This window comes from Fundidesulfovibrio magnetotacticus, from assembly GCF_013019105.1.
Taxonomy (GTDB): domain Bacteria; phylum Desulfobacterota; class Desulfovibrionia; order Desulfovibrionales; family Desulfovibrionaceae; genus Fundidesulfovibrio; species Fundidesulfovibrio magnetotacticus.
In genome coordinates this window covers 151218-166876 of the sequence record NZ_BLTE01000010.1, presented here as the reverse complement: position 1 = coordinate 166876, position 15659 = coordinate 151218, and the positions used below count along the sequence as shown (strand labels likewise).

General features: G+C 67.5%; 11 protein-coding genes and 1 tRNA gene. 9 read left to right on the top strand and 3 right to left on the bottom strand.

Features of this window, described 5'->3' with window-relative positions; translation table 11 throughout:
• The first annotated feature begins 233 nt into the window (after positions 1-233).
• Genes NNJEOMEG_RS12025 through NNJEOMEG_RS12015 form a run of 3 tightly spaced genes read left to right on the top strand, consistent with a single transcriptional unit; the run spans position 234 to position 5045 of the window.
• Positions 234-1451 (top strand): efflux RND transporter periplasmic adaptor subunit, encoded by a 1218-nt coding sequence (locus tag NNJEOMEG_RS12025; RefSeq protein ID WP_173084746.1) that lies wholly within the window; start codon positions 234-236, stop codon positions 1449-1451.
• Complete coding sequence (locus NNJEOMEG_RS12020; protein ID WP_173084744.1) at positions 1448-4591, top strand: efflux RND transporter permease subunit; 3144 nt, start codon at positions 1448-1450, stop codon at positions 4589-4591. The genes NNJEOMEG_RS12025 and NNJEOMEG_RS12020 overlap by 4 nt, the downstream gene beginning before the upstream one ends.
• Entirely contained in the window at positions 4581-5045 is a 465-nt protein-coding gene (locus NNJEOMEG_RS12015; RefSeq protein WP_173084742.1) for a MarR family winged helix-turn-helix transcriptional regulator, read from the top strand. The genes NNJEOMEG_RS12020 and NNJEOMEG_RS12015 overlap by 11 nt, the downstream gene beginning before the upstream one ends.
• 262 nt (positions 5046-5307) lie before the next feature.
• On the opposite strand, the gene NNJEOMEG_RS12010 is transcribed toward NNJEOMEG_RS12015, so the two are convergent.
• From NNJEOMEG_RS12010 to NNJEOMEG_RS12000, 3 genes are all read right to left on the bottom strand, one after another.
• Positions 5308-5401: transfer RNA gene (locus tag NNJEOMEG_RS12010), tRNA-Ser, on the bottom strand.
• A gap of 203 nt (positions 5402-5604) precedes the next feature.
• Positions 5605-7269, bottom strand: a complete 1665-nt coding sequence (locus NNJEOMEG_RS12005; RefSeq protein ID WP_173084740.1) for a glycoside hydrolase family 3 protein — start codon at positions 7267-7269, stop codon at positions 5605-5607.
• Between the two features lie 203 nt (positions 7270-7472).
• Entirely contained in the window at positions 7473-8804 is a 1332-nt protein-coding gene (locus NNJEOMEG_RS12000; RefSeq protein WP_173084738.1) for a malic enzyme-like NAD(P)-binding protein, read from the bottom strand.
• 123 nt (positions 8805-8927) lie between these two features.
• On the opposite strand from NNJEOMEG_RS12000, the gene NNJEOMEG_RS11995 reads away from it, so the two are divergent.
• The 6 genes from NNJEOMEG_RS11995 (at position 8928) to tig (ending at position 15610) form a co-directional block, all read left to right on the top strand.
• On the top strand, positions 8928-10487 hold the full coding sequence (locus NNJEOMEG_RS11995; RefSeq protein WP_173084737.1) for a glycosyltransferase family 9 protein: 1560 nt from the start codon (positions 8928-8930) through the stop codon (positions 10485-10487).
• A gap of 86 nt (positions 10488-10573) precedes the next feature.
• Positions 10574-11182 (top strand): DUF8043 domain-containing protein, encoded by a 609-nt coding sequence (locus tag NNJEOMEG_RS11990; protein WP_173084735.1) that lies wholly within the window; start codon positions 10574-10576, stop codon positions 11180-11182.
• Positions 11183-11197: 15 nt separating this feature from the next.
• Positions 11198-11548 (top strand): hypothetical protein, encoded by a 351-nt coding sequence (locus tag NNJEOMEG_RS11985; RefSeq protein WP_173084733.1) that lies wholly within the window; start codon positions 11198-11200, stop codon positions 11546-11548.
• 215 nt (positions 11549-11763) lie between these two features.
• Positions 11764-12930 carry an alcohol dehydrogenase-like regulatory protein ErcA gene (gene ercA, locus NNJEOMEG_RS11980; RefSeq protein WP_173084731.1) on the top strand — a complete coding sequence of 389 codons (1167 nt, stop codon included), beginning with the start codon at positions 11764-11766 and terminating at the stop codon, positions 12928-12930.
• Complete coding sequence (locus tag NNJEOMEG_RS11975; protein ID WP_173084729.1) at positions 12914-14197, top strand: two-component system sensor histidine kinase NtrB; 1284 nt, start codon at positions 12914-12916, stop codon at positions 14195-14197. The genes ercA and NNJEOMEG_RS11975 overlap by 17 nt, the downstream gene beginning before the upstream one ends.
• A gap of 99 nt (positions 14198-14296) precedes the next feature.
• Positions 14297-15610 carry a trigger factor gene (gene tig, locus NNJEOMEG_RS11970; RefSeq protein ID WP_173084727.1) on the top strand — a complete coding sequence of 438 codons (1314 nt, stop codon included), beginning with the start codon at positions 14297-14299 and terminating at the stop codon, positions 15608-15610.
• The last annotated feature ends 49 nt before the right edge of the window (positions 15611-15659 follow it).

The following is a 15659-nucleotide window of genomic DNA, read 5'->3' as shown; positions in this document are numbered from 1 at the left end:
CCGCCCATCTCCCCCGGACATCGGCCGAGGCCCGCGGGACCAGCGATCCCGCGCGCCCAGTCGGCCCATCCCGAAAATCAGCCTGTGCCGGCAGCCCCGTTCCGACTGTTCCTTCGCCCCGTGAACTATTGACATCTTTCCCGGATTCCATGATAGGCCACTCGCTGCACAGCTAATAGTTAGCTCGCTAATGAAATGCCGGGGCTTTCCGGCATCGTCCCCAGGGAGGGAACATGGACGTACGCAGGATGAAATCCCTTCACGGCGCCGCCTGCGCGGCGCTTCTGGCAGCGCTCGTGGCGCTGTCAGGCTGTTCCAAGGAGTCGTCGGGCCAGGCCCCGGCAGGCGGCATGCCCGCTCCCATGGTGGTTGCGGAAACCGTCAAGCGTGAGGACATTCCGCTCAATTTCGAATACATGGGCCAGACTTCGGGTTCCCGCGAGGTTCAGGTGCGCGCCCGCGTGGGCGGCATCCTGCTCAAGCGCTCCTACGAGGAAGGCAGCCGCGTGCGCCAGGGCGACGTGATGTTCGAGATCGACCCCGCCCCCTTCCAGGCCGCCCTGGACCAGGCCCGGGGCGCGCTCGGCCAGTCCGAGGCGCGCCTTGCCAAGGCCAAGCGCGAAATGGAGCGCATGCAGAACCTCTTCAAGGGCGACGTGGTGAGCCAGAAGGACCGCGACGACGCCGTGACGGAACACCAGACCGCCACGGCCGAGGTCGAGGCCGCCCGCGCCAAGGTGCGCGAGGCCACCATCAACCTGGGCTACACCAAGGTGACGGCCCCCATCTCCGGCATCACCAGCAAGGAGACGCGCTCCGAGGGCAGCCTGATCGTGGCGGGCGCGGAAACGAGCCTGCTCACCACCATCACCCGGCTCGATCCCCTCTACGTGCACTTCTCCCTGCCCGGGGCCGACTACACCCGCGTGCGCAAGCTGCGCGCCGAGAACAAACTCGCCTTCGACAAGGGCGACTTCGACATCTCCATCATGCTGCCAGACGGCAAGGTCTACGCACAGCCCGGCAAGATCAACTTCACCGACACCATCATGGACGCCAGCACCGGCGTGGTGAAGGTGCGCGCCGAGTTCCCCAACCCCGAGGCCGAGGTGCTGCCCGGCCAGTACGTGCGCGTGCGCCTCACCGGGGCCAGGCTGGCGGGCGCGCTGGCCATCCCCCAGGCCGCCGTTCTTCAGACCCAGATGGGGGCGCTCGTGTGGACGCTGGACGCCTCCGACGTGGTGCAGCCGCGCCCCGTGGTCCTGGGCGAGCAGGTGGGCAACCGCTACCTGGTTGAGCAGGGGCTTGAGGGCGGCGAACGCATCATCACCGAAGGCGTGATCAAGGTGCGCCCCGGTGCGAAGGTGAACGTTCGCCCCGAGGGCGCTTCTTCAGGAGCCCCCGGCGGAGCCCCCGGGCAGCAGGCCCCCAAGGCGGAGGGCGGCAAGTGATCTCGCGTTTCTTCCTGAACAGGCCCGTGTTCTCCACGGTGATCTCGCTGATCATCGTGCTGGCCGGGCTGGTGGCCATGCGCGTGCTGCCCGTGGCCCAGTATCCGGAGATCGTGCCGCCCGAGGTGCGCGTGCAGACCGCCTACCCGGGCGCGAGCCCCGAGGTGATCTCCCAGACAGTGGCCGCGCCCCTGGAGCAGCAGATCAACGGCGTGGAGAACATGCTCTACATGCGCTCCACCAGCGCCGGCGACGGCTCCGTGAGCATCTCCGTGGTCTTTGCCGTGGGCGTGAACCCGGACCAGGCCACCATCAACGTGAACAACCGCGTCCAGGCCGCGCAGCCCTTCCTGCCCGAGGACGTGCGCCGCCAAGGCGTCACCGTGAGCAAGAAGACCTCCAACATGCTCATGGTGCTCTCCATGGACTCGCCCGACGGACGCTACGACACCATCTTCGTGAGCAACTACGCGCTGGTGAACGTCATCGACGAGCTCAAGCGCGTCCAGGGCGTGGGCGACGCCGTCATCTTCGGCGCGAAAGACTACTCCATGCGCATCTGGCTGCGCCCGGATCGCCTGGCCCAGCTCAAGCTCACCCCCGGCGACATCGCCACGGCCATCCGGGAGCAGAACTCCCAGTTCGCGGCCGGGCGCATCGGCGAGGAACCTCAGGTGAGCCAGGTGGACATCAACTACATGGTCACCACCCAGGGCCGCCTGACCACCGTGGAGGAGTTCGAGGGGATCATCCTGCGCGCCGACCCCGACGGCTCCACCCTGCGCCTGGGCGACGTGGCCCGCGTGGAGCTGGGCGCCAGGGACTACGCCTTCGTGGGCAAGCGCATGGGCAACCCCACGGTGCCCCTGGGCATCTTCCTGGCCTCCGGGGCCAACGCCCTGGACACCGCCGACCGCGTGAAGGCCAAACTGGAAGAGCTCTCCAAGCGCTTCCCCGAGGGCGTGAGCTACGCCATCCCCTACGACACCACGGCCTTCGTGCGCGTCTCCATCCACGAGGTGGTCAAGACCCTGGGCGAGGCCATGGTCCTGGTGTTCCTGGTGGTCTACCTCTTCCTGCAGCGCTTCCGGGCCACGCTCATCCCGTGCCTGGCCGTGCCGGTGTCCATCGTGGGCACGTTCGCGGGCATGTACGCCCTGGGCTTCACTATCAACACGCTCACGCTCTTCGGCATGGTGCTCTCCATCGGCATCGTGGTGGACGACGCCATCGTGGTGCTGGAGAACGTGGAGCGCATCATGCGCACGCAGCATTTGCGGGCGCGCGAGGCCACGGCCAAGGCCATGGAGGAGGTGACGGGGCCCGTCATCGCCATCGTGCTGGTGCTCTGCGCCGTGTTCGTGCCGGTGGCCTTCCTGGGCGGGCTCACGGGCGAGATGTACAAGCAGTTCGCCATCACCATCGCGGTGTCGGTGGTCATCTCCGGCCTGGTGGCGCTTACGCTCACGCCGAGCCTCTGCGCGCTGCTCCTGCGCGACCACAAGGAGCCGCGCGGCTTCTTCAAGGTCTTCAACCGCTGGTTCGAGCGCCTCACGGATCTCTACGGCGGGGGCGTGGCCTTTCTGCTCAAGCGCACGCTTTTGGCAGTGGCCCTTTTCGGCGTGCTGGGCGCGGCCACGCTCTGGCTCTTCCGCACCGTGCCCACGGGCCTGCTCCCCGACGAAGACCAGGGCTTCATCCTGGCCGTGAACATCCTCCCAGACGGCGCGGCCCTGCACCACACTCTGGCCATGTCCGGGGCCCTGGACTCCATGACCCTCCAGGACCCCATCGTGAAGTCCGTGATCACCTTCTCGGGGTACGACTTCCTCACCGGGGCCACGCGCTCCAACTACAGCACGTCCTTCGTCACGCTCAAGCCGTGGGAGGAACGCACCAAGCCCGGCGAGGGCTCCAAGGACCTGGTGGGACGCACCTTCGGCCGGGGCATGGCCCTGCCGCGCGGACTCACCCTGGCCTTCAACCCCGCGCCCATCCAGGGCATGAGCAACACCGGCGGCTTCGAGGTGTACATCCAGAGCCGGGGCGAGGGCAGCCTCAAGGATCTCTCGGCCGTGATCGACAAGGTGATCGCCGCCGGGGCCAAGCATCCTGAACTGGGCAGGCTCTCCACCACCTTCGGGGCCAACGTGCCCCAGATGCGCGTGAACCTGGACCGCAACAAGGCCAAGGCCCTGGGCGTGCCCGTCAACGCGGTGTTCGAGGCCATGCAGTCCACCTTCGGGGCCTACTACGTCAACGACTTCAACAAGTTCGGACGCACCTTCCGGGTGATGCTCCAGAGCGAGGCCGAATACCGCGACCGCCCCGAGGATCTTCGCGACGTGTTCGTGCGCTCCACCAAGGGCGAAATGATCCCCCTCACCGCCCTGGTGGACGTGGAACTCTCCAGCGGCCCCGAGGTGGTGGAGCGCTTCAACGTGTTCCCGGCGGCCAAGATCATGGGCGGCCCGGCCCCTGGCTACAGCTCGGGCCAGGCCCTGGCGGCCATGGAAGCCCTGGCGGCGGAAGTGCTCCCTGAGGGCTACACCCTGGCCTGGACCGGCACGGCCTACCAGGAGAAGGCCACGGGCGGCACGTCCACCATGGTGTTCCTGCTGGCCATCCTCATGGTCTTCCTGATCCTGGCGGCGCAGTACGAGAGGTGGTCTCTGCCTCTGGCGGTGGTGCTGGCGGTGCCTTTCGCCATGTTCGGGGCCATCCTGGCCACGTTCGGGCGCGGACTCATGAACGACCTCTACTTCCAGGTGGCCCTGGTCACGCTCATCGGCCTGGCGGCCAAGAACGCGATCCTCATTGTGGAGTTCGCCTCTGCGCGGCTCAAACAGGGCATGAGCGTGTACGAGGCGGCCCTGGAGGCCTCCAAGCTGCGCTTCCGGCCCATCATCATGACCTCCCTGGCCTTCGTGCTGGGCTGTCTGCCCCTGGCCATCAGCACGGGCGCGGGCGCTTCGAGCCGCCACGCCATCGGCACGGGCGTGGTGGGCGGGATGCTGGCGGCCACGTTCATCGCCCCGTTCTTCATCCCGGTGTTCTTCAAGATCATCATGAACGCCGCGGCCAGGATACGGGGCCTGCGGGGGCAGGACCGCCGGGAGGACGACGGCCATGGCTTTTGAGTGCTGCCGCGCCGACCGGAGCGAGCCGCGCATGCTGGGCCTGCTGATCTATGAAGTGGCCAAGGCCTGGCGCAACCAGCTCGACGAGCGGCTCAAGCCCATGGGGCTCTCCACCGCCATGTGGACCGTGGTCTGGAACCTGGCCATGGCAGCTCAGCCCATGACCCAGAAGGCCCTGGCCGACGCCATGTCCATGGAGGCTTCCTCGATGGTGCGGCTGTTGGACCGCCTGGAGGAGGGCGGCTGGGTGCGGCGCGAGTCGGTCGTGGGCGACAGGCGAAGCAAGCACGTGACCCTCACCGACAAGGTGCTGCCCGTGGTGGAGCGCTTCGAACAGATCGCCCGTGAGTTCAGCGAGTTGATGCTCCAGGGATTGCCCGAGGAGCGCCTGCGCCAGTGCAGCGCCGTGCTCATGACCCTGAAGGGCCGCCTGGACGCCCTGGCCCTGGCCTAGCCCCCGATCCCCTCGATCGAAGACGGGCCGGGACGCCGCCGAGAGCGCGTCCCGGCCCGTTGCGTTCCGGCATCCGTGGGGGAACTCAGGGCATGGGGGTATGTTCGTCCAGGAACCGCCCGATGTCCAAAGGCACGGTGAGGATGGCAGACGCGCCCGGCCGTGGCGAATTCGTGGCCGTGCAGCATGAATGCGCTTCCGGAAGGACGTCAGGCCACTCTTCAGGCAGGGAGACGGGGGATCGATGGGGGCAGGGGAAAGATGGCGGAGAGGGTGGGATTCGAACCCACGTGCAGGCTATTAACCCACAACCCGATTTCGAGTCGGGCCCGTTACGGCCACTTCGGTACCTCTCCGCAACTCGAAGGAAGCGCACATTAGGGGAAACTCAGGCCGTTGGCAAGGATTTCGTGACCCCGGACACAGCGCCGCCGCTCGCGGCGCGACGCAAGCCCACTCGCCGATCCGCGCCCGGCCTACCCGGCCAGATCCAGCAGGGCCGGAACGCTCACCGCGTACTCCGCGAAGGCGACGCTGACGCAGGGCTCCACGGCCGGGCTCAAGGCAGGCGCACGGGGAGCCTGCCAGTGAGGGGGATGCTCCCGGCCAGGGCCTTGGAGAGGGCTTCCAGGGAGACGGGCACGTCGCCGTAGGTGGCCACGCCGGCCGGGGCCTGGGGGAAGAGGGCCAGGTCGTAGGGGCCGCCCAGGGCCACATGGATCAGCGACTGCGGCTTCATGGAGAGCAGGGTGTTCACCAGGTTGCGCTGGGCCGGGTTGCGGATGGCGTCGTAAGTGAACACGGCCACCTTGTCCGCCTTGAGGGCGGCTTCCACGGCGTTCTGGAGGTCCTGGGCCGATGGCTCGCGCGGGGTGCGCAGAAGCTGCGCGCCCTCGGGCAGGGTCAGGCTGGCCACGGGATCGAAAGCGGTGCGTTCGGGCCAGACCACCAGGATGCGTTCCCCCCGGCGGAAGGGCAGGAGCTTGGTGCGGTCGTGGCGCAGGGTGATGCTGTCCTGGGCGGCGGCAAGGGCGGCCTGGATGTTGTCGGGGATTCCCACGCGATAGGGGATGAGGGCGGCCCGGTCCGGCACGGCCTTGGCCTGGAGGATGCCGTAGGCTTTCTTGGCGGCCAGGATGCGCTCCACGGCCTGGTCGATGCGGGCCATGGGCAGTTCGCCGGAGCGCGCGGCCGCGAGCAGGGCTTCGTAGGCCTCGGCCTGCTCGGGGGGCTCGTGTCCGATGTCGGCCCCGAAGAGCAGCACGTCCGCCCCGGCCTTGGCCGCCAGCACCGCCGCGCGCACCGTGCCGACCCCTTTGGAGAGCGCGCCCATGCCCAGGGAATCGGTGATCACCAGCCCCTCGAAGCGCAACTCCTTGCGCAGGGTCCCCTCCAGCACCCGGGAGGAGAGCGTGGAGGGCAGTCCCGAAGGATCCAGCACGGGCACGGCCACGTGGGCGGTCATCACGGCGGGTGCCTTGGCCTGGATGGCGGCCCGGAAGGGAGGAAAGTCCACGCGCTCCAGGCGGTTGCGGTCGTGCTCGGAGACGGGCAGCCCCATGTGGGAGTCCACGCCGGTGTCGCCGTGTCCGGGGAAGTGTTTGGGCGTGCAGAGCATGCGGGCGCGCACGAACTCCTCGGTCATGGCGGCGGCGAGGCGCGAGGCCACGTTGGGGTCGGAGCCGAAGGAACGGATGTTGATGATGGGGTTGTCGGGGTTGGAGTTCACGTCGGCCACGGGGGAAAAGGTCATGTTCACGCCCAGCACGGCCAGTTCGGAGGCGCTCACGCGGGCCATGGCCCGGGCGTGCTCGCGGTTGCCCGTGGCGGCCACGGCCATCTGGCTGGGGAACACCGTAACGCCCTCGCGCAGGCGCATCACCGGGCCGCCCTCGTGGTCCACGCCCACGAAGAGCCCCACCCCAGAGGGCGTGGCGGCGGCCTCGGCCTGGAGCGCCGCCGTGAGGGCGGCCACCTGGCGGAGGTTTTCCACGTTGCCCCAGGAGGAATAGAGGATCACGCCGCCGATGTGCCGTTTGGCGATCATCTCGCGGATCTCGGGGGAAACCGCCGGGCCCTTGAAGGCCACCATGAGCATCTGGCCGATCTTTTCCTCCAGGGACAGGGAGGCCGGGGAGGGCTCGGGCTGGGCCAAGGACAGGATGGGGGCAAGCAGCAGTAAGACCGTGACGGAAAGCAGGGCGGCGAGGTGTCGGGGCGTCATGGGGATGGCGTACACCAAGCCGGGCAAAAGAGGAATGCCCGGCTTGTGTCCCGGTTTGAGTCCATGAGGGGCGGAGCTGCCCACGGCTTCCGGAAGCCGGATATGGGCCGCGTGGCCTGGAATGAGAGGGGATGCGCCCCCGAGCGCCACGAAAAAGGGCGCGCCTTGCGGCGCGCCCCCGTTGCATCGTGCGTGGGTCGGAACTAGCCGATCTCGCTGAGGTCGTAGGTGGTGAGGAACGACTTCATGCGGGTGTGGGCGTCGTCCATGCGCTTGCGCAGGTCCAGCTTGTACTGTTCGAGGTCGAGCTTGATGGTGGCCACGCCGGTGTCCAAGGCGGCCTTGGCCACGGCGGGGGCTTCCCATTCGAGCAGGCGGAAGTCCAGGGCCTTGGGCATGATGTAGTCCAGGCCCAGCTTGAGCTCCTTCACGCCGTACATGTCGCAGATTTCGGAGGGCACCGGCTCCCTGGCCAGTTCGGCGATGGCCTTGGCGGCGGCCATCTTCATTTCTTCGTTGATCTTGCGCGATCCGGCGTCCAGGGCGCCGCGGAAGATGAAGGGGAAGCCGGAGACGTTGTTCACCTGGTTGGGGAAGTCCGAGCGGCCGGTGCCCATGATGGCGTCGGGGCGGGCGGCCTTGGCGTCGGGGTAGGAGATTTCGGGGTCGGGGTTGGCCATGGCGAAGATCACGGGGTCTTTGCCCATGCCCTTGACCATGTCCGGGGTGACCGCGCCCTTCACCGAGAGGCCCAGGAACACGTCGGCGCCCTTCATGGCGTCGCCCAGGCTGGCGTATTCGGTCTTCTGCACGTCGCCGAAGAAGGCCTTGGTGGCGTGCAGGCCGGTGCGGCTCTTGTTGATGTGGCCCCGGGTGTCGAACATGGCCACGTTGGCGGGGTCGACGCCCATGGCCACGTAGAGCTTGGTGCAGGCGATGGCGGCCGCGCCCGCGCCGGAGACCACCACGCGCAGGTCTTCGATCTTCTTGCCGGTGATCATGCAGGCGTTGAGCAGGCCCGCGGCGGAGACGATGGCGGTGCCGTGCTGGTCGTCGTGGAAGACGGGGATCTCAAGGGCCTCGATGAGCGTCTGCTCGATGTCGAAGCACTCGGGGGCCTTGATGTCTTCCAGGTTGATGCCGCCAACGGAGGGTTCGAGCATCTTGCAGAAGGCGACCACCTGTTCGACGGTGGGGGCGTTGATGTTCAGGTCGTAGACGTCGATGTCCGCGAAAATCTTGAAGAGGAAGCCCTTGCCCTCCATGACCGGCTTGCCGGCCTTGGGGCCGATGTTGCCCAGGCCCAGCACGGCCGTGCCGTTGGAGACCACGGCGACGTTGTTGCCGCGGTTGGTGTAGTCGAAAATTTTGGAGGGGTCGGCGTGGATTTCGCGGCAGGCCTCGGCCACGCCCGGGGAATAGGCCATGGAGAGGTCTTTCTGGTTGCGGAACGGTTTGCAGGGAACCACTTCAAGCTTGCCCTTCCGCGCGGTGGAATGGTAGCGCAGGGCTTCCTCTTTGGTGAACAGGGCCATCCGGAACCTCCAGGATGCTTTCAAGCGTTGAAGCGGGCGAGTGCGAGTGCGAAAATCCCTAGTACACTCCGCCCTCATGCGCAACTGCTTTCGTGAAACAAGCCACAAGCGCGGATGCCCTCCATGAACACTTTGGTCGTGAACCTCACCCGCTTCGGAGATCTTCTCCAGACGCAGCCCGTGGTCTGCGGTCTCGCGGCGCGTGGCGAGCGCGTGGGCCTGGTCTGCCTTGAAAATTTCGTCCAGGCCACGGCCTTGCTGAGCGACCTCTCCCACGCCTCGGGCATCCCCGGGGCTCGTTTCCTGGCCGATCTCGACCGCTCCTGGCCCCACGCCCTGGCCGGTTGCCTGGACTACGCCGACAAGGTCCGACGCGAGTTCGCTCCCGACCGGGTGATCAACCTCACGCCCTCGCTCCCGGCGCGGCTTCTGGCGCGCGCCCTGTCGGGCGGGGCCGTGCAGGGGTTCGGCCTGGACGACTTCGGCTTCGGGGCCTACTCGACGCCCTGGGCCGCCTTTCTGGAGGCCACTTCGCGGCACAGGGGGTCGAGCCCCTTCAACCTTGTGGACCTGTTCCGCAAGGCCGCCCACCTGGACGACGACAGGCCTTCCTTCCGCCTCAAGGACCCGGAGCCCGCCGCCCTGGAGGCGTTGCGCGCCCTGCTGGCGGAACTGGGAGCGCCCCCCGGCGCCTCGCCGGTGGGGCTCCAGCTGGGAGCCAGCGCGGCCATGCGCCAATGGCCGGTGGAGTCTTTCGCAAGCCTGGCGCGTCACCTCCTGGACCGCCACGGCCTCTTCCCCGTGCTCCTCGGCTCGGGGGGCGAACAGGCCCTGGCGGAGGCGTTCGCCGCCTCCGGCGTGCCCCACGCAAGCCTCGTGGGCCGCACGGGGCTCGCGGAACTGGCAGCCGCCGTGCGGCTCATGCGTCTGGTGGTCTCCAACGACACGGGCACCATGCACCTGGCGGCAGGCCTGGGCGTCCCGGTGCTGGCGGTGTTCCTGGCCACGGCCCAACCCTGGGACACGGGGCCCTATCTGCCAGGGGCCTGCTGCGTGGAGCCCGACATGGAGTGCCATCCCTGCCCCTTCGGCCACCAGTGCCCCATCGGCTGGGCCTGCCGGGAGAAGGTGCGCCCCGAGGTGCTGGCGGCCTGCGTGGACGGCTGGATGGAGCGGGGCGTCTGGCCCGAACTGCCCGGCCGCGGCGTGCGCCTCTGGGAAAGCGTGGTCCAGCCCGACGGCTTCATGGGCCTGCGTTCGCTTTCGGGGCATGGTTCGGGGGAGCGCGCCGTGTGGATCGGCGTGCAGCGCCTGGCCTGGCGGCGGTTTCTTGACGGCCTGCCCCCTGCTTTCGAGGGGCACGAAGCCGACGCTCTGACGGAGGAGTTCCGCGCTGGCCTGCGGACCACGCTGGAGCAGGCCTCCGCGCTGCTGGAGCTGCTGGCGCAGCAGGCCCGTGTGCTCCTGGCCGCGCCCAGGCCGGCCCTGCGCGCCAAGTTCATGACCACGTGGCAGCGCCTGCACGCTCTTTTCTCCGCCGATCAACGCCTGTGCGCCCTGGCGCACCTCTGGCTCCACCTCTCCCAGGACGAGGGCCAGGACATCGCCCGCTTCGCTGCCTTCGCCGATTCCGTGTCGCAACTGGTCCGCGCCCTGCGAGACCTGCTCGCATCCCGGCCCTGAACGCCGTCTGGCACGCTCCTTGTATGGGAAATTGCGCCGGAAAAAGTTTCCGGAGTCGCCACACCCATCGGAGGAGGGAGCAAGACATGATCATGGTCGACGGCCGGGAAACCGGATTGGCTGTACAGAGTTTCGAGAACCTGGAACAGCTGCTCGTCAAGGTGATGGAGGACAAGCACCTGGAAGGCCGCATCGTCACCGACGTGCTGGTCAACAAGGAACCGTTCTCCGAGATCTACCCGCACCAGGCCGAGGACGTGGACGCCTCGGGCATCGAAACGGTGGAAATCGTCAGCGTGGCCACCAGCGAGATGGCCGTGAACATCACGCGCGAACTCTACAAGGTCGTCACCCTGATGGACCGGGGCGCGCGCCGCGTGGCCGATCTGTTCCGCAAGGCGGACGACGCCGAAGCCCTGGAAGTCTACCAGGATCTCATGGACGTGACCCGCGACTTCCTGGGCATGATCGGCGTGCTGCGCAACGAGTTCAGCCTCAAGCAGACCCCGGGCTTCAACCAGGCTGCCAACGAGATCTCGGCGCTGTTCTCCGAGATGCTCGAAGTGCTCGAGAACGAGGACTGGATTCTCCTGGCCGACCTGCTGGAATACGAATTCATCCCCGCCGTTGAGCGTTGGAAGAAGGTCATCGCCCAGCTGCGCGAGGACATCAAGGAAATCGCCAGGGCGGCGTAACAAAGGCGGTGCGCCATGCGCGACGAACTCGACATCATTGACCAGGCGCTGGAGACAGGCCGTCTGGAACTCGGGCACCTGGCCGGAGGCGAGGTGGAGGAGGCCGAACGCCTGGCGGGCGAACGCCTGGCCCTCATGGAGGAGGCCTGGCGCATGCGCGACCCCAGGAAGATCGGCGCGCTCAAGCAGAAGCTGCTCCAGCTCCAGAGCATCCAGGGGCAGATCACCGCCGAAGCCAAGCGCCTGCACGAGGCCATCCGGCGCGACCTGTTGCGCGCCAAGCAGGAAAACCAGCGTTTGACCGGGTACCGTTCGTCCATGCGCACGTCAGCGGCCGGGAGCCGCTTCGTGGACAAGGCGGGCTGAACCCGAAGGGGAGAGGGACGGCATCTGGCGCGCCTTGTCGCGCCGGGAAGCTTGCACGGGAGGGTGAAAGCCCTCCCGTGGCCGTTTTGCGCCGTTCCATTGTTGACCGGAGCGAACTTTGCCAAGAATCGTTACGTGTTCTTTACGACGTCCTGAGGCCGTGCTAAATATGCGCGAGAATCGGATGTTCGCATCTAAACCATGGGGGACGCGTCATGACCGAGAGCCCCAACGTCGGCCTGCGTAAATTCCTCGCTCCGGAGTTCGTGCTGGGCAAAGGCGCGTGGCTGCTTGCGCCGCGCTATGCAGAGAACTACGGCGTCCGGCGTCCCATGCTGGTCACCGATTCCGGCCTGATCGCATCGGGCTGGGCAGGGAAGATGGAACGCGCCCTCGCCGACGTGGGCATGGAATGCGTGCTCTTCCAGGACGTGACGCCCAACCCCAAAGACCACGAGGTGATGGAGGGCGCGCGCGTCTACGCCGAGCGGGAGTGCGACGCCCTGGTGGCCCTGGGCGGCGGTTCCGTGCTGGACTGCGCCAAGGGCATCGGCGTGGTGCACGCCAACGGCGGCCACATCCTCGATTATGAAGGCGTGGACACCATCCCCCGCGCCCTGCCGCCGCTGCTCTGCATCCCCACCACCTCGGGAAGCTCCGCAGACGTTTCGCAGTTCGCCATCATATCCGACACCACACGCAAGGTGAAGATTGCCCTGGTGAGCAAGATGCTCGTTCCCGACGTCTCGCTCATCGACCCCACGCCGGCCACCACCATGAGCCCCGCGCTCACCGCCGAGACAGGCATCGACGCCCTGACGCACGCCGTGGAGGCCTACGTCTCCAACGCCAGTTCCCCGGTCACGGACCTCTTCGCCCTGGAGAGCGTGCGCCTGGCGCGCTCCTCCCTGGGGCTGGCCGTGCGCGAACCGCACAACATGGAAGCCCGGGGCCAGATGTGCCTGGCCAGCCTCGACGCAGGGCTGGCCTTCTCCAACGCCATCCTGGGCGCGGTGCACAGCATGGCCCACAGCCTGGGCGGCAGCCTGGACCTGCCCCACGGCGAATGCAACGCCATCCTGCTGGGCCCCGTGATCGCCTTCAACTTCCCCAGCGCCCCCCAGCGCTACCGCGAAGTGGCCAGAGCCATGGGCTGCGTGGTGGACGGGCAGCCGGACTCCCGCGTGCTGGCCGCGCTCCTGGATTCCATACGCCTGCTGCGCTCGCAGACGGGACTCACGCGGAATCTTGCCGACCTTGGCGTCACCCGCGCCGACATCCCACGGCTCGCGTCCATGGCCATGAAGGACCCCTGCCTGCTCACCAATCCGCGCGTGCCCGTGCAGGCCGACATCGAGGCCATCTATGAAGCCGCCCTCTGAAGAAGACCCGCGGCAGGAAGGGCAGGGGGAGGAGGCCCTGCGCGACAAGCTCATCGGCCTGGGCGAGCGCTCCATGCGCAAGAGCTACTACCCCGAACTGCGCGAGCGCATGGACGAACTGGACCGCACCGGACGCTACCTGCGCTCGGTGATGGACGCCATGCCCTCCGTCCTCGTGGGCGCGGACGCCAACCTGCGGGTCACCCTGGCCAACGCCCAGTGCGCCCTCCACACCGGCGTGGCCCCCGAGCAGGCCCGGGGCATGGAGATCGAAGCGCTCATGCCCTGGTTTCACGGTCTGCCGGGCGCCTTCCGCGAGGCCATGTCCCGGCGCGTCCCAGCCGTGCTGCGCAAGATGCCGGGAAAAGGGGGAGCCGGGGCCACCTGGTACGACGCAACCGTCTTTCCCCTGAACCAGGGACGCGTGGAGGCCGTGGCGCGCATCGACGACGTGACCGCCCGGGTGCGCATGGAAGAGGTGCTCGTGCAGACCGAAAAGATGCTTTCCGTGGGCGCGCTGGCGGCAGGCATGGCCCACGAGATCAACAATCCCCTGGCGGGGATCCTCCAGGGCGTTCAGTCGGTGCGCCGCAGGCTCGCGCCGGGGCTGGCCGCCAACCTCCAGGTCGCCGCCCGCGCCGGGCTGGACCTGCAGGCCCTGGCCGCCTACCTAGAAGACCGCAAGATTCCCGTCATGCTCGATTCCATCCAGGAATCCGGCGTGCGCGCGGCGCGCATCGTGAACAACATCCTGGAGTTCAGCCGCCGCTCGGACATGAGCAAGGCGCGCGCCCGCCTGAGCGACCTGGTGGACAAGGCCCTCGAACTGGCCCGCAGCGAATTCGACCTGAAGAAGAAATACGACTTCCGGCACATCCGCATCGAGCGCGAGGACGCCCCCCACATGCCCGAGATCTGGTGCGTGCCCACCCAGGTGGAGCAGGTGGTGCTCAACCTGGTGAAGAACGCGGCCCAGGCCCTCTCCGCCAGCCGCACGCCCGAGCCCCGCATCGCCATCCGCACCGGACAGGCCGACGGCTGGGCTTTCGTGCGCGTGGAGGACAACGGCCCGGGCATGGACGAAGCCCAGAAGGAGCGCGTCTTCGAGCCTTTTTTCACCACCAAGCCCCCCGGGGAGGGCACTGGCCTGGGGCTCTCCATCGTCTACTACATCGTGGTGGAACAGCACGGTGGACGGGTGGGCGTGGAGTCCTCGCCTGGTCGCGGCGCGGCCATCACCGTGTCCTTTCCCCAGTCCGCGCCGTAGCAGTCAAGCGTTCCCGGCGGCGGGGGCTTTTCTTTTTTCGCGATCTCATTTACACAACCCCACTTTCCGCATCGACAGATCATCGAGGAGCCACGCCCCATGGAGTATACCGTCAATGACATCTCCCCGGTCGAGACCAAGGTCTCGATCACCGTTCCCGCCGAAGAAGTGGACGCCTCCCTGGCGGTGACCACCGCCCTCTACCGCCAGAACCTGGACCTGCGCGGCTTCCGCAAGGGCAAGGTGCCCTCCAGCCTCGTGGAATCCAAGTTCCGCAAGCAGATCCTGCGCGAGGCGGCCAACGAACTCATGAACGTTCACATCAACGAGATCATGTCCAGCCTCAAGTACCTGGCCATCGCCAAGCTCGACGTGAGCCCCGTGGAACTGGAGAAGGGCAAGGGCATCGACTACACCCTCTCCTTCGAGCACTGCCCCGAGTTCGATCTGCCCGAATACAAGGGCCTCGAGGTCGAGGAAGAGGAAGCCCTGGCCAGTGAGGAAGAGATCGCCAAGGTGATCGAGCGCATCCGCGGCAACCTGGCCGAGCTCAAGGTCGTCAAGGAGAACCGCTGCCCCGTGGACGGCGACGTGGCCGTGGTGAGCTTCCACGCCACCAAGGACGGCGAGCCCGTCCCCGGCGTGCGCGCCGAGAACTTCCAGCTGGCCCTGGGCGAGGGACAGGCCCTGCCCGACTTCGAGAACCTGGTGAAGAACACCTCCTCCGGCGCCACCAACACCGCGCCCGTGAGCTTCCCCGCCGACTTCATCAACCAGGAGCTGGCCGGCAAGACCGTGGACATGACCGTCACCGTCCACGTGGTCAAGGAGAAGGACCTCCCGCCCGTGGACGACGAGTTGGCCCAGAAGGCCGGCAGCTTCGAGAGCCTGGAGAAGCTGCGCGACGCCATCAGCCGCTCCTACGTGCAGAGCCGCCAGCAGCTCTTCAAGGCCACCGCGCAGAAGAAGCTCTTGGACGGCCTGCTCGAAAAAGTCGACTTCCCCCTGCCGCCCGCCATGGTCGAAGAGCAGATCAAGCTGCTGGTGGAGGACGCCAAGCACAAGATCGAACGCACCGGCAAGTCGCCCGAGGCCCTGGGCAAGTCCGACGAGGACCTGCGCGCCGAGGCCGAGCCCAAGGCCAAGGAGATCGTGAAGACCCAGCTCTTCCTGATCAAGCTCTCCGACAAGGAAGGCATCGAGACAACTCCCCAGGAGATGGACGCCTACTTCATGCAGATCGCCTCCCGCACCGGGCAGGACGTGCTGGCCGTGAAGCAGCACTACGAGCAGAACGGGCTGATCATCCCCGTGCGCGACAAGCTTCTGGCGGACAAGGCCATGGACTTCGTCTACACCCAGGCCAAGGTGACCAAGGTCCCCGTGAAGGACCCCCAGGCCGCCGAGGCCTAGAAAGCGGAGAACCCCGCCGCCCGGTCGGCGCGGGGGCCGCGCATCGATT